We start from the raw sequence: 13,573 nt of genomic DNA on the forward strand, positions 1-13,573 counted from the left end.
AAAGTCCTCGTATGTCACCCCCGTTCGCGGCGACGCGAGCATGTGCGGTTGTAGCTCAGTTGGTTAGAGCGCAGGTTTGTGGCACCTGAGGTCGGAGGTTCGAGACCCCCCAACCGTACCATTCTCTCCCCAGTCGATCAGACATGATAGCTCTCCCGGCACCGGCCGAGGGCTATTCCTTGCTTTCAGGTTTCTTTACGACATGCCCCGGCGAGATCGGATCGCTTGCGGGAAAGGTTTCCTCGAGCGCCTCTTCGAGGTAGTCGTCCTGTTCCTTGTGGTCTTTCTCAGCCTGCTTCGGTTTCTTTTTCTCGCTCATCATCCTTACTCCCCAAAGTGCTCCTGAAATAACTAGACCACGGGATGCCCTTGTCCAGCGTAGCCTCATCTGAGCGCCGTGTCGCGCGCTTCTTGGGACTCACCGGGAGATGCTCTTAGAATGTAATCCGCGACACGATCGTAGCGCGGCCACGTGGTGGTATTGCGGGCGTCTCGGGGGGAACTCTGAATGTCTTTCGCACGGCGCGCGGCGCGGCGCCGGGGATGGCGCTTTCGACTGCGGCGATATCCTCGGGTTTGACTTTGGAGGCGCTGCAGGCACCCTGTTTGTTCCAGAGGCTTTCAGCAATGCTGCTGCCCACCGCGGCGGTGATGGCTGTTCCGGCTATATCGTTCTGCTGAACTTTATTTGCTTTCACCATCCCCCGGATGGCCTCGCCGAGTATCTTGGCGGAATCCTCGAACGACACGTTGCGTACCTGGTCGAACCGCTTGCTATTCTCGCCATCCACAATGCAATGGTGCGCCGTGAACAGCCAGTCGTGGATCATGTAGGCCGGCGCATAACCCCACGGCGACAATCCTTTGAAGACCTGCGCGATCTTCGGAATAGAGCCACCGTCCGTGTACATCAAGCCGGGCTGGATTTCGGCGCCGGGTAGAGAGCGATCAGCTCGGCGGAACGTCAAGGGATCGGCAGGATCGGGAACGAAGACGAACTTGCCATCTCCGCTGGAATCACCCTCGCCAACCCACATCACCAACAGGCTGCCGGTTAGCGTCGCCGGAGCAAGCTGTGAAAAGTCGACAGTCGTGCATGCGCTGAGACCAACGGCAAGCGCCGTGAAGAATACCCCGCCTTTCAGCATCAAGCGCTCCCTCGGAATCTGCTCGAATGAAATGAAAGCCTGCCACTCTACTTATGCACGAGCTGGCCGCATGCGCAAATAAAACCGAAAGTCTTGCACGGCGAGGACGCGGTGCCGGCCTCCGACGATGGACCAGCGAGACTTCCTATGGAACCCTGCCTGCTCCCGACCGTTAGCCAATATCAGCAACAAGACGGAAGGAACTGGCATGTCCGTGCCGCGCGAGCCGATTCCCGAGACGCCACCGATGCCTGATCCGGGTTGGGCACCGAAGCCGCCGATTGAGGAGCCGGATCCGGATAGGATGCCGGATGAAATTCCCGTGCCCAATCCTGATGAGAACGAGGAGCCGCCGAAACATGCTTAGGGCGAGGCGGGCCTTTACAGGAACATCCGCCGTTCTTCGCTGACCAGTTCCTGCAGGAAATCCGACACGGTGCGCACTCGCACGAGATCGCGGGCACTTTCGTGATAAACAGTCCAATAGGCGCGCTTGATGGAGATATCGGGCAGGATGCGGGTGAGTTCCGGGAATTGCCTGGCGATGTAATCGTGCAGGATGCCGATGCCGGCGCCGGAGCGAACCGCTTCCGTCTGGCCGATGGAGGTGGAGATTTCGAAAGAGGCATCCCAGCTGCGCATGATCTCGCCGGAGAAATTTAGCGAGGCGGTGAAGATCAGGTCCTCGACATAGCCGATGCGCGGATGCAGCTTCAGCGCTTCCACGCTATCGGGCAGGCCTGCCTGCTCCAGATAGGCTTTCGAGGCATAGAGGCCGAGCGTGTAATCCGTCAGCTTGGAGGAGACCAGGCGGCCCTGCTCGGGGCGCTCGAGCGTGATCGCGATGTCGGCCTCGCGCTGTGACAGCGAAAAGGAGCGAGGCACCGGCACGAGCTGGATGCGCAGCTCCGGATAACGCGCGATCAGCCGTCCGAGCCTAGGCGCCAGGAAGGAGACGCCGAAACCGTCAGGCGCGCCGATGCGCACCGTGCCGGTAATGGCGCTGTCGAGGTGGCCGACGCTTGCCTGCGCGCGCAGCATCTCGGTTTCCATGCGCTCCGCCGCATGCAGGAAGATCTCGCCCTCTGCTGTCAGCTCGCAGCCATTGGTGCGGCGCACCAGCAGCCGTGTCTTCAGCCGCTCCTCCAGCGTCGTCACCCGCCGGGAGAGCGTGGCATGGTTGACGCCGAGCCGCTTGGAGGCCGCCAGAATCTGCCCCGTGCGGGCGACGGCGAGAAACATGCGGACATCATCCCAATCCATATGCGCATCCAGGGCTTTAATTTTTGCACAACGGTTGCTTATAGCAGCTCATTGATTTGTGCAAATTGAAGTGCGATCCTGTATACATCCAAGAAAACGAGGAGGCACATCCATGCAAGAGATCGGTCATTTCATCGGCGGCAAGCACGTCGCCGGCACCAGCGGACGCACAGCCAACGTCTACAATCCGGCAACCGGCGAAGTGCAGGCGACTGTCGCGCTCGCCAGCGTCGCGGAGATCCGCGCAGCGGTCGAAAATGCCAAGGCAGCGCAGCCCAAATGGGCGGCCACCAACCCGCAGCGCCGCGCCCGCGTTTTCTTCAAATTCGTCGAGCTTCTGAACAAGCACATGGACGAGCTGGCCGAGATGCTCTCCAAGGAGCACGGCAAGACGATCGAGGATTCCAAGGGTGACATCATCCGTGGCCTGGAAGTCTGCGAATTCGTCTGCGGCATTCCGCATCTCGCCAAGGGCGAGTTCACCGAGGGCGCCGGCCCGGCGATCGACATGTATTCCATTCGCCAGCCGGTTGGCATCGGCGCCGGCATCACGCCGTTCAATTTTCCGGGCATGATCCCGATGTGGATGTTCGCTCCGGCGATCGCCTGCGGCAACGCTTTCATCCTGAAGCCTTCCGAGCGCGATCCTTCCCTGCCGATCCGCCTGGCCGAACTGATCATCGAAGCCGGCCTGCCGGCAGGCATCCTCAACGTCGTCAACGGCGACAAGGCTGCGGTCGACGCCATCCTGGCCGATCCGGATATCGCTGCCATTTCCTTCGTCGGCTCCACGCCGATCGCCCGTTACGTTTACGGCACGGCTGCCATGAACGGCAAGCGCGCCCAGTGCTTCGGCGGCGCCAAGAACCACATGATCATCATGCCGGACGCCGACATGGATCAGGCCGTCAACGCCCTGATGGGCGCCGGCTATGGCTCGGCCGGCGAGCGCTGCATGGCGATTTCTGTCGCGGTACCGGTCGGCGAGGACACGGCCAACCGCCTCGTCGAGAAGCTGGTGCCGAAGATCGAATCCCTGCGCATCGGTCCTTATACCGATGACAAGGCCGATATGGGTCCGCTCGTCACCAAGGACGCTTATAACCGCGTCAACGGCCTGATCGACCGCGGTGTCGAAGAGGGCGCCAAGCTCGTCGTCGATGGCCGTGGCTTCAAGCTGCAGGGATATGAAGACGGCTATTTCGTTGGCGGCTCGCTGTTCGACCACGTCACGCCGAGCATGGATATCTACAAGACCGAGATCTTCGGACCGGTTCTGTCCGTCGTCCGTGCCAAGAACTATGAAGACGCGCTCGACCTGCCGATGAAGCATGAATATGGCAATGGCGTCGCCATCTACACCCGCGACGGCGATGCTGCCCGCGATTTCGCCTCGCGCATCAACATCGGCATGATCGGCGTCAACGTTCCGATCCCGGTTCCGCTCGCCTATCATTCCTTCGGCGGCTGGAAGGCTTCCAGCTTCGGCGATCTCAACCAGCACGGCACGGACTCGATCAAGTTCTGGACGCGCACCAAGACGATCACCGCCCGCTGGCCGTCCGGCATCAAGGATGGCGCCGAATTCGTCATGCCGACGATGAAATAAGGATCGCCATTATCGAATGATTTCAACCGCCGTCCGACATATTTCCGGGCGGCGGTTTTTTGTTGCGATTGTTTTGGGTAGAGTGAGCTTGTCTACGCCATTGTTTTGCTCTAGAACAAAACAAGAACAGTGGGAGGACCGCATGGTGTCCGTGACCTATCAGATCGACTATCTTGAATTTCCGTCGAAAGATGGCCTGAAAACCCGGCGCTTCTTCCAGGAAGCTTTCGATTGGAGCTTTGTCAGCTACGGGCCGACCTACCATGTTATCGAGGCGGCGGGTATAGACGCCGGCATCGACGGCGATGCGGGGGAAGCGGCCGGGGCGCCGCTGCCTGTGGTGCGCACCACCGATCTGGAAGAGGCCCAGCGCGCAGTCGAATTCGCCGGCGGCGTCATAACCCGTCCTGCCTTCGATTTCCCCGGCGGCCGACGCTTTCACTTCCGCGAGCCGGGCGGCTGCGAAATGGCCGTCTGGGTCTCCGCGCCCTGAGCACCCAGGCCAGTGTGGCATTAAGGTTGCAGCTACGGGGGCTATTTGCCCCCCTGGCGGGCGAATGCTGCCGTCGGATATTTTTCCGTTGATCGGCGCTTATTTTCCTGCTCTCAAGTGCAACGGTAAGGCGAGTGGTGTGTCGCGCAACACATCTCCCCGCGGCCCGTGCTCATGTGAGGTGCCTCCGGGAAACGCTCGTCCTCTCGTGGGGTAGGGGACTACAATATGGCAACTGTCGAGCAAAGCTATCCGTTGGGCGGAAAGCCCTTTTTCCAAAGGGCTTCCTTCACGGGCAACGCCTCCGAATATTTCGGCATCTGGATCGTCAATATTCTGCTGACGATCGTTACGTTGGGCATCTATTCGGCCTGGGCAAAAGTACGCCGCAACCGGTATTTTTATGGGAATACCGCCCTTCTGGGCCACAGCTTCGAATATCATGCCAAGGGCAAACAGATACTCATCGGCCGGCTGATCGTGTTCGGCTTTCTTATCGTGGTGAATATACTTTCACACGTGGCGCCGTTGGCGGTGCTGGCGATCTGGCCTGTCATGCTTGTGGTATTCCCATGGTTTCTCATGCGCGGACTGAGGTTCAATGCGCGCGTGACAAGCTATCGCAATGTGCGCTTCGATTTCGTCGGGACCTATGGCGGCGCGTTCAAGGCGATCTTCCTGGGTACCCTGGTAACGGTGATATCGGTCGGGCTGCTGTCTCCGGTCGCAACCCGCTGGTTCTATAAATACGTCTTCGACAATCTGCGTTACGGAGATCGACCCTTCTCGACCGAGCCGCGATTGGGCGCGCTGTACGAGGCGTTCATCACCGTAGTCGCGATTGTGATCGCCGGCCTCGTGATCTTGGGGCTTTTCGGTGCTGCCGCGGGCGGTTTCAGCGGCAACTCGATGGGTCGGGGAATGGGTAGCATCAGCCTGTGGCATTGGATGATTGTGCTTATTTTCCCGATTTACATATTGGCCGGCCTCTACTATCGCGCGACGGTGCGCAACATCATCTGGTCGGCCGCGATGATCGATCATCGCCATCAGCTCAGGAGCGATCTCGGTCGCCGGCGCTATGCGTGGATTGCGATTTCCAATGTCGTTGTCACCTTGGTAACCCTCGGATTGATGCGCCCCTGGGCGGCAGTGCGCATGCAAGTTTTTCTTACCGAGCATACTGCTGTCCATGTCGACGGTGAAATCGGCGTGGTCTTCGACCAGATCCGCTCGACCGGCAACGCCATCAGCGCGGAATATCTCGATGTCGATGGATTCGACTTTGGCTTCTGATCCGCAAGCGATCGCGACGGGCATCTGGCATCCGCCGCATTCCAGCCGGGAGGTTCCGGCCCGGCTGTTGGATGTCGGCGGATCGCTCATCGTGCTGTCTGACGAAGAGGGAGACGCGAGCAAGCGGCTTGCCTGGGGCATCCGCTCCGATATCGACGTCAGCCAGCGCGTGGGCTCCATCCCGCGCCGTATCGTGTTCGGAAACGAATCGGTTTTCGAAACCCGCGATAACGACGCCGTCGATGCCTATCTGCAAAGCCGCGGCGAAAAGCGCAGCAGCTTTGTTCATCGGCTCGAGATCGTCCGCCCCCGGCTGATCGCCTTCGCCCTGGCGGTATTCGTCCTGGCCTCGATCATCTATCGCTATGCAGTGCCGGCCCTCGTGGAGGTCGCCGTCTTGGTAACGCCGCCGGTGGTGCCGAAGATGATGTCGGCGGGAACGCTGAAGACATTGGATCGAGTGACCTTCGGCCCCAGCAAGCTTCTCGAGGCGCAGCAGGCGGAAATTCGCGATGATTTTACCAGGATAACCGCGAACGCTGAGGGCGGTGCGGGCCGCTATCATCTGAATTTCCGCGATGGCGGCCTCATCGGCCCCAACGCCTTCGCGCTGCCGGACGGCAATCTCGTCCTGACCGATCAGCTCGTCGAGCTGGCCGGCGGCGACAAGGAGATGATCACCGCCGTGCTCGGCCATGAGATCGGTCACGTCGAATACAAGCACAGCCTCCGCCAGCTGTATAGCGCCGCCGGTGTCGCCGGTCTCGTGTTGCTGATCGCCGGAGACGTGGGTTCTGGCGTTCACGACGTATTGACACAGGGCGGCGGCCTTCTCGCGCTTTCCTACTCCCGGCAAGCCGAGGCGCAGGCCGACCGCCGCTCGGTGGAGCTGATGCTGGCCGCCGGCGAAGACCCGGCAGCGTTGTCGCGCTTCTTCGATCTCCTCGAAGCCAAGCTCGATGATCATGGTGATACCAGCATGCTGTCGACCCATCCGGGTACGCCGGAGCGCAAGCAGGCGATCCTCGATTATGCCAGGGAACTGCAGGAGAAGCAGGCGAGGACGGGCGGATGAGCAAGTCGGCGCCGTCAGAATAACGTGAATATGAATTTCATATTTTGGAATTGTTCAAAACTAAGAAAGTCTCTATATACGGATCGACCCCCTAAGCAGCCTCGATTCCAGGAGATCGGCATGCGCTTGACGAAACAGACCAATTACGCGGTGCGCATGTTGATGTATTGCGCCGCCAACGACGGCCATTTGAGCCGCATCCCGGAAATCGCCAAGGCATACAGCGTTTCCGAGCTTTTCCTCTTCAAGATTCTGCAGCCGCTGACGAAGGCAGGTCTCGTCGAAACCGTACGCGGCCGCAACGGCGGCGTGCGCCTCGGCAGGCCTGCGACCGCCATCAGCCTTTTTGACGTCGTTCGTGTCACCGAGGATAGCTTCGCCATGGCGGAGTGCTTCGAAGAGGGCGTGGTGGAATGTCCGCTGGTGGATAGCTGCGGTCTCAATACGGCGCTGCGCAAGGCTTTGAACGCTTTCTTCGATGTTTTGACGGAATATTCCATCGACGATCTGGTCAAGGCGCGTCCGCAGATCAACTTCCTGCTCGGCCTGACTGATCTGGATCACCGGGCGATCGCCAAGAAGCCGCGGATCGCCGCTCCCGCAGCCTGATCGCCCTTCGCGAATTCCATCATGTTTGCGATCCGCAGTTGCCTCCGGCCGCTGCGGATTTTTGTTGGTATTGCCTCCTATCGAGGCAATAGAGGGTTAGCCGATTGCAAGAGTAAAATGTCAAATCATTCTGAAACTGCTAAATCGGCGCAAAATTTTGCCAGATTATTACCAATTCAAAGGCTTTTTTGTCCAAAAATTTCCAAACTCCATAATTTGGAAAAAATTTAGGCGGCGCTTGTTGCTTTCAAACTTAAAATAAAGTTCCATCGGCCCGATCCGGAAGGGAACCTCTGGGGTGTCCACGGCTTCAAAAGAATAACAAACCTGGGAAACGATATCATGAAAAAGATCTCTGTCCTGCTGGCAGTGACAGCCTTGACTTCGGTCATGGCGACGTCCGCCTGGTCGAAAACACTCGTTTATTGCTCGGAGGGCTCGCCGGAAGGATTCGATCCGGGAATTTATACTGCCGGTACCACGTTCGATGCTTCTTCGCGTACGGTCTACAGCCGCCTCGTCGAATTCAAGCACGGCAGCACCGAGGTCGAACCTGGCCTCGCCGAAAGCTGGACCGTTTCCCCCGACGGCAAGGAATACACCTTCAAGCTGCGCAAGGGTGTAAAGTTCCAGACGACCGATTTCTTCACGCCGACGCGTGACCTCAATGCCGATGACGTTATTTTCTCCATCGGCCGTCAGATCAGTGCAGACGGCCCCTGGGCCAAGTATGTCGCCGGCGGTTCCTACGAATATGCTGATGGCATGGGCTTCACCAAGCTGATCAAGTCGATCGACAAGGTTGACGACCTTACCGTCAAATTCGTGCTGAACCATCCGGAAGCCCCGTTCCTCGCGGACCTCGCCATGGACTTCGGCTCGATCCTGTCGAAGGAATATGCAGACAAGCTCCAGGCCGACAAGAAGATGGAGCAGATGAACCAGCAGCCGCTCGGCACCGGCCCGTTCACCTTCGTCGCCTACCAGCCGGATGCCGTCATCCGCTACAAGGCAAACGAGACCTATTTCAAGGGCAAGGAAAAGATCGACGATCTCGTCTTTGCGATCACGCCGGATGCATCCGTCCGCGCGCAGAAGCTGAAGTCCGGCGAGTGCAATATCATGCCGTACCCGAACGCGGCCGACATCAAGGATCTGAAGGCTGACAAGAACCTCAAGGTTCTCGAGCAGGCCGGCTTGAACGTTTCTTACCTCGCCTACAACACGCTGATCGCGCCTTTCGACAAGGTCGAAGTGCGCAAGGCGCTCAACATGGCCGTCAACAAGCAGGCCATCGTCGACGCCGTCTTCCAGGGTTCGGCTTCGGTCGCGACCAACCCGATCCCGCCGACCATGTGGTCCTATAACAAGGACGTCAAGGACGATAAATACAACCCTGACGAAGCCAAGAAGATGCTTGAAAAGGCTGGCGTCAAGGATCTCAGCATGAAGATTTGGGCGATGCCGGTGTCGCGTCCCTACATGCTGAATGCACGCCGCGCTGCCGAGCTGATGCAGGCTGACCTTGGCAAAATCGGCGTCAAGGTCGAGATCGTCACCTATGACTGGGCTCAGTATCTGAAGCTTTCCTCCGCCAAGGACCGCGACGGCGCGGCCATCCTCGGCTGGACCGGCGACAACGGCGACCCGGACAACTTCCTTGACACGCTGCTCGGCTGCGATGCCGTCGGTGGCAACAACCGTGCGCAGTGGTGCAACAAGGAATTCGACGACCTGGTGAAGAAGGCCAAGCAGACGGCCGACGTCAAGGAGCGCACCAAGCTCTACGAACAGGCCCAGGTCGTGTTCAAGCGTGAAGCACCGTGGATGACCATCGACCATTCGGAAGAGTTCATCCCGATGACGAAGAATGTCACCGGCTACTTCCAGGATCCGGTCGGCGTTCACCGCTTCGACGGCGTCGATATCGCCGAATAACAAAAAGTCTGTGAGAATGCCCGGCTAGAACCGGGCGACCCGGCGGTCAGGCAATCTGCCTGACCGCCGGAAAAATTTGGACAACTGTCATGTTGCGATTTCTTTTCAGCCGTCTTGCGGTGCTGATCCCGACATTCCTCGGCGTATCGATCGTCGCCTTCTCTTTCATCCGCCTGCTTCCCGGCGATCCCGTCATGCTGCTGTCGGGCGAACGCGTGATGTCGCCGGAACGCCATGCCCAGATCTCGCACGATCTCGGCTACGACCAGCCGATGGTCGTTCAGTACGGCAAATACATCTGGAGCGCCTTGCACGGCGACCTCGGCACCTCGATCACCACCAAGCGTGACGTGCTGACCGACTTCTTCACCTTCTTCCCGGCAACGCTCGAGCTGTCGATCTGCGCCATGATCCTGGCGATCTGTCTTGGCATTCCGGCCGGCGTTTTCGCCGCCGTCAAACGAGGGACATGGTTCGACCAGACCGTCATGGGCGTCGCCCTCGTCGGCTATTCCATGCCGATCTTCTGGTGGGGCCTGCTGCTGATCATCGTCTTCAACGGCTATCTGCACTGGACGCCGGTTTCGGGCCGCATCGGTCTCATCTACTTCTTCAAGCCGATCACCGGCTTCATGCTGATCGACAGCCTGCTGTCCGGTCAGAAGGGCGCTTTCTGGTCCGCGCTCAATTCGCTGATTCTGCCGACGATCGTTCTCGGCACCATTCCACTTGCCGTCATCGCGCGGCAGACACGTTCGGCCATGCTGGAAGTGCTCGGCGAGGATTATGTGCGCACCGCCCGCTCCAAGGGCCTGTCGCCGCTGCGGGTCGTCTCCGTGCATGCGCTGCGCAACGCCATGATCCCTGTGGTCACCACCATCGGCCTGCAGGTCGGCGTGCTGCTCGGCGGCGCCATCCTGACGGAGAGCATCTTTTCCTGGCCGGGCATCGGCAAATGGATGATCGACGCCGTCTTCAAGCGTGATTATCCGGTGGTGCAGGGCGGCCTGCTGCTGATTGCCGGCATCGTCATGCTCGTCAATCTGGCTGTCGACGTGCTCTACGGCTTCGTCAATCCACGCATTCGTCATTAGGAGCGGCTCATGAGCACGGTTAGCGTCAAATCCGACCGCCCCTCCGCTCTGGCGGAGTTCTGGTACTACTTCTCTCGCAACAAGGGCGCCGTCATCGGCCTTGCGATCTTTCTTTTCGTCCTGTTTCTGGCGATCTTCGCCGGCCTCGTCGCCCCGCATGATCCCGATGCCGCCTATGGCAGCGACATGCAGCGCCTGCCGCCGTTCTGGGCGCAGGGCAGCAACAGCAGCTTCCTGCTGGGCACGGATGCCAACGGCCGCGATCTCCTGTCGCGCCTCATCTACGGCACACGGTTTTCACTGTTCATCGGCCTCGTGGTCGCCTCGCTTTCGGCAATCGCCGGCATTCTGATCGGCCTCCTCGCCGGCTATGTTCGCGGCCGCACCGATACGATCATCATGCGCATCATGGACATCATCCTGGCCATCCCGTCGCTGCTGCTTGCCCTGGTGCTGGTGGCGATTCTCGGGCCTGGCCTGACGAACGCCATGATCGCGATCTCCATCGTCAACCAGCCGCATTTTGTGCGCCTGACGCGCGCATCGGTCATGACCGAACGCGACAAGGAATATGTCATCGCCTCGCGCGTCGCCGGTGCCGGTCCGCTGCGGCTGATGTTCAAGACGATCCTGCCGAACTGTCTGGGGCCGCTGATCGTGCAGGGCACGCTCGCGTTCTCCTCTGCCATTCTCGATGCCGCGGCTCTCGGCTTTCTCGGCCAGGGCGCCCAGCCGCCGACGCCGGAATGGGGCACGATGCTCGCCGACTCGCGCGAGTTCTTCCAGAGCAACCCCTGGCTCGTCACTTTCCCCGGTCTCTGCATCCTGATCACGGTCCTCGCCATCAATCTGATGGGCGACGGCCTGCGCGATGCCTTCGACCCGAAGCTGAAGAGGTCGTAATGGCGCTTCTCGATATTGAAAATCTCACCGTTGAATTCCAGACCTCGTCCGGCCTGTTCCGGGCAGTCGACGGTGTCTCGCTCACCTGCGACAAGGGAGAGATCCTCTCGATCGTCGGTGAATCCGGTTCCGGCAAATCGGTCTCCATGCTCGCCATGATGGGGCTCTTGCCCTGGACGGCGAACATCACCGCCGACCGCATGATGTTCGATGGCAAGGACCTGCGCGGCATCTCCGCGCGCCAGCGCCGCAAGATCATCGGCAAGGACATGGCGATGATCTTCCAGGAGCCGATGTCGAGCCTCAATCCGTGCTTCACGGTCGGCTTCCAGCTCGGCGAGACCCTGCGCATCCATATGGGTCTCGACCGCAAGGCGCGCCGCCAGCGTTCGATCGAGCTTTTGAATCTCGTCGGCATTCCGGCGCCCGAAGATCGCCTGTCGAACTTCCCGCACCAGATGTCGGGCGGCATGAGCCAGCGTGTCATGATCGCCATGGCGCTCGCCTGCAATCCGAAGCTTTTGATCGCCGACGAGCCGACCACCGCGCTCGACGTGACAATCCAGGCGCAGATCCTCGATCTGCTCGCACGCCTGCAGCGGGAGCACGGCATGGCGCTGGTGCTCATCACCCATGACATGGGCGTCGTCGCCGAAACGGCTGAGCGCGTGCAGGTGCAGTATGCCGGCCAGAAAGTGGAGGAACAGCCGGTCAAGGCGCTGTTCCGCGATCCGCATCATCCCTATACGGCCGCGCTTCTCTCGGCGCTGCCGGAGCGTGCCGTGGTCGGCGAGCGCCTGCCGTCCATCGCCGGCGTCGTCCCCGGTCAGCACGATCGGCCCACGGGCTGTCTCTTCGCACCGCGTTGTTCCTTCGCCACGCCCGAATGCGACAAGGGCGTCACACGCCAGGGCGTCGATCTCGGCAGGACCCTTTGCAACTATCCGCTGGAACATGGCAAGCCGCTCGGCCATCCCGGCATTGCCGCCACGCAAGCAGCAGGAGGTGCGGCATGACCGGCGCTGTTCTCGAAGGGCGCGATCTCGCCCGTTTCTACACCATCAAGCGCGGCAGTTTCAAACCGGAGGCGACCGTCAAGGCGCTGAACGGTGTCAGCTTCAGCCTGCAGTCGGGCCGCACGCTCGCCGTCGTTGGTGAATCCGGCTGCGGCAAGTCGACGCTCGCCCGTCTGGTGACGATGATCGAACACCCGACATCAGGTGAATTGCTGATCGACGGCAAGCCGGCGAAGCTCGGCGATCGCAGCCTGCGCAGCGCCGTGCAGATCGTCTTTCAGAACCCCTATGGCTCGCTCAACCCGCGCCAGAAGGTCGGCTCCATTCTTGAGGAGCCGCTGAAGATCAACACCGATGACGATGCCGCGACCCGCCGCCGCAAGGCCGAGGAGATGATGGCGCGCGTCGGCCTGCGCCCGGAGCATTACGACCGTTACCCGCATATGTTCTCCGGCGGCCAGCGTCAGCGCATCGCCATTGCGCGCGCCCTGATGCTGCGGCCGAAGGTGCTGGTGCTTGACGAGCCGGTTTCCGCGCTCGACCTGTCGATTCAGGCGCAGGTTCTCAACCTCTTGATGGATCTGCAAAAGGAGATGGGTCTTGCCTATCTCTTCATCTCGCACGGCCTTTCCGTCGTCCGCCACATCGCCGATGACGTGATGGTGATGTATCTCGGACGACCGGTCGAAACCGGCACGGCCGAAGAGGTCTTCAGCCGCCCGCGCCATCCCTATACCGCGGCACTTCTGTCTGCGACGCCGATCGCCGATCCGGAGCGCGAGAAGAACCGCATCCGCCTGCAGGGCGAGCTGCCATCGCCGCTCAACCCGCCGACCGGCTGCCACTTCAACCCGCGCTGCTGGCGCGCGCAGGACAAATGCCGGCAGACCGCGCCGGAATTGACCGGCGAGGGAACGCATAAATTTTCCTGTTTCTTTCCGCTGGATTGATCCAAGTTGTGAAACAGGCAGGTCCGGCTTTCCCGCGCCTTTTTGCCCGGCACTGCCTCCGTCACAGTTGCAGATGCCGATTGGCTTGCTCAGCCTAACCCTCTCCCCGCGTGCGGGGAGAGGGTTAGGCTGAGGGGCCAGGCACTTGGATGCGTCAACGGTGGAACCTGCCTGACTGT

At 60.4% G+C, this 13,573-nt stretch carries 13 protein-coding genes and 1 tRNA gene; 11 read left to right on the top strand and 3 right to left on the bottom strand.

All coding sequences use genetic code 11. From position 1 onward, the window contains the following. The first annotated feature begins 44 nt into the window (after positions 1-44). Positions 45-121 (top strand) — tRNA-His (locus tag AB8B29_RS01415). A 51-nt stretch (positions 122-172) separates the two neighbouring features. Here AB8B29_RS01415 and AB8B29_RS01420 read toward each other — a convergent pair. The 3 genes from AB8B29_RS01420 to AB8B29_RS01430 form a co-directional block, all read right to left on the bottom strand. Then, the gene (locus tag AB8B29_RS01420; RefSeq protein ID WP_162693744.1) at positions 173-319 is read right to left on the bottom strand and encodes a hypothetical protein; all 147 of its coding nucleotides are present in this window, start codon (positions 317-319) and stop codon (positions 173-175) included. Between the two features lie 115 nt (positions 320-434). After that, complete coding sequence (locus AB8B29_RS01425; protein ID WP_167669524.1) at positions 435-1,151, bottom strand: hypothetical protein; 717 nt, start codon at positions 1,149-1,151, stop codon at positions 435-437. A gap of 378 nt (positions 1,152-1,529) precedes the next feature. Further along, positions 1,530-2,411, bottom strand: coding sequence for a LysR family transcriptional regulator (locus tag AB8B29_RS01430; RefSeq protein WP_037199019.1), 882 nt, complete (start codon positions 2,409-2,411; stop codon positions 1,530-1,532). A 112-nt stretch (positions 2,412-2,523) separates the two neighbouring features. Between AB8B29_RS01430 and AB8B29_RS01435 the strand changes: the two genes are divergently transcribed. From AB8B29_RS01435 to AB8B29_RS01480, 10 genes are all read left to right on the top strand, one after another. Continuing rightward, positions 2,524-4,020: a CoA-acylating methylmalonate-semialdehyde dehydrogenase gene (locus AB8B29_RS01435; RefSeq protein ID WP_037199018.1), complete on the top strand. Its 1,497-nt coding sequence runs from the start codon at positions 2,524-2,526 to the stop codon at positions 4,018-4,020. Positions 4,021-4,165: 145 nt separating this feature from the next. Next, positions 4,166-4,513: a VOC family protein gene (locus AB8B29_RS01440; protein ID WP_092573029.1), complete on the top strand. Its 348-nt coding sequence runs from the start codon at positions 4,166-4,168 to the stop codon at positions 4,511-4,513. Positions 4,514-4,741: 228 nt separating this feature from the next. Further along, complete coding sequence (locus tag AB8B29_RS01445) at positions 4,742-5,809, top strand: YjgN family protein (RefSeq protein ID WP_092572988.1); 1,068 nt, start codon at positions 4,742-4,744, stop codon at positions 5,807-5,809. Next, complete coding sequence (locus tag AB8B29_RS01450) at positions 5,781-6,884, top strand: M48 family metallopeptidase (protein WP_081938807.1); 1,104 nt, start codon at positions 5,781-5,783, stop codon at positions 6,882-6,884. Before AB8B29_RS01445 ends, AB8B29_RS01450 begins: the two co-directional genes overlap by 29 nt. A 120-nt stretch (positions 6,885-7,004) precedes the next feature. After that, complete coding sequence (gene rirA, locus AB8B29_RS01455; RefSeq protein WP_037199013.1) at positions 7,005-7,493, top strand: iron-responsive transcriptional regulator RirA; 489 nt, start codon at positions 7,005-7,007, stop codon at positions 7,491-7,493. Positions 7,494-7,835: 342 nt separating this feature from the next. Further along, positions 7,836-9,431 carry an ABC transporter substrate-binding protein gene (locus AB8B29_RS01460; RefSeq protein ID WP_092572987.1) on the top strand — a complete coding sequence of 532 codons (1,596 nt, stop codon included), beginning with the start codon at positions 7,836-7,838 and terminating at the stop codon, positions 9,429-9,431. An 89-nt stretch (positions 9,432-9,520) separates the two neighbouring features. Continuing rightward, positions 9,521-10,525, top strand: coding sequence for an ABC transporter permease subunit (locus AB8B29_RS01465; protein WP_037199010.1), 1,005 nt, complete (start codon positions 9,521-9,523; stop codon positions 10,523-10,525). 9 nt (positions 10,526-10,534) lie between these two features. Further along, on the top strand, positions 10,535-11,428 hold the full coding sequence (locus AB8B29_RS01470) for an ABC transporter permease subunit (RefSeq protein ID WP_047561021.1): 894 nt from the start codon (positions 10,535-10,537) through the stop codon (positions 11,426-11,428). Next, a complete protein-coding gene (locus tag AB8B29_RS01475) occupies positions 11,428-12,444 on the top strand; it encodes an ABC transporter ATP-binding protein (protein ID WP_037199007.1) in 1,017 nt (338 codons plus the stop codon). Before AB8B29_RS01470 ends, AB8B29_RS01475 begins: the two co-directional genes overlap by 1 nt. Then, entirely contained in the window at positions 12,441-13,394 is a 954-nt protein-coding gene (locus AB8B29_RS01480) for a peptide ABC transporter ATP-binding protein (RefSeq protein WP_037199004.1), read from the top strand. The genes AB8B29_RS01475 and AB8B29_RS01480 overlap by 4 nt, the downstream gene beginning before the upstream one ends. Positions 13,395-13,573 lie beyond the last annotated feature (179 nt).

The sequence above is a fragment of the Rhizobium sp. 11_C7_N12_5 genome (assembly GCF_051811145.1).
Taxonomy (GTDB): domain Bacteria; phylum Pseudomonadota; class Alphaproteobacteria; order Rhizobiales; family Rhizobiaceae; genus Rhizobium; species Rhizobium lusitanum.

What these genes read in the sequence shown, in the direction of transcription:
- AB8B29_RS01420 (WP_162693744.1), bottom strand. Translation starts at nt 319, where the DNA reads ATGAGCGAGAAAAAGAAACCGAAGCAGGCTGAGAAAGACCACAAGGAA.
- AB8B29_RS01430 (WP_037199019.1), bottom strand. Translation starts at nt 2,411, where the DNA reads ATGGATTGGGATGATGTCCGCATGTTTCTCGCCGTCGCCCGCACGGGG.
- AB8B29_RS01435 (WP_037199018.1), top strand. Translation starts at nt 2,524, where the DNA reads ATGCAAGAGATCGGTCATTTCATCGGCGGCAAGCACGTCGCCGGCACC.
- AB8B29_RS01445 (WP_092572988.1), top strand. Translation starts at nt 4,742, where the DNA reads ATGGCAACTGTCGAGCAAAGCTATCCGTTGGGCGGAAAGCCCTTTTTC.
- AB8B29_RS01450 (WP_081938807.1), top strand. Translation starts at nt 5,781, where the DNA reads ATGTCGATGGATTCGACTTTGGCTTCTGATCCGCAAGCGATCGCGACG.
- rirA (WP_037199013.1), top strand. Translation starts at nt 7,005, where the DNA reads ATGCGCTTGACGAAACAGACCAATTACGCGGTGCGCATGTTGATGTAT.
- AB8B29_RS01460 (WP_092572987.1), top strand. Translation starts at nt 7,836, where the DNA reads ATGAAAAAGATCTCTGTCCTGCTGGCAGTGACAGCCTTGACTTCGGTC.
- AB8B29_RS01465 (WP_037199010.1), top strand. Translation starts at nt 9,521, where the DNA reads ATGTTGCGATTTCTTTTCAGCCGTCTTGCGGTGCTGATCCCGACATTC.
- AB8B29_RS01470 (WP_047561021.1), top strand. Translation starts at nt 10,535, where the DNA reads ATGAGCACGGTTAGCGTCAAATCCGACCGCCCCTCCGCTCTGGCGGAG.
- AB8B29_RS01475 (WP_037199007.1), top strand. Translation starts at nt 11,428, where the DNA reads ATGGCGCTTCTCGATATTGAAAATCTCACCGTTGAATTCCAGACCTCG.
- AB8B29_RS01480 (WP_037199004.1), top strand. Translation starts at nt 12,441, where the DNA reads ATGACCGGCGCTGTTCTCGAAGGGCGCGATCTCGCCCGTTTCTACACC.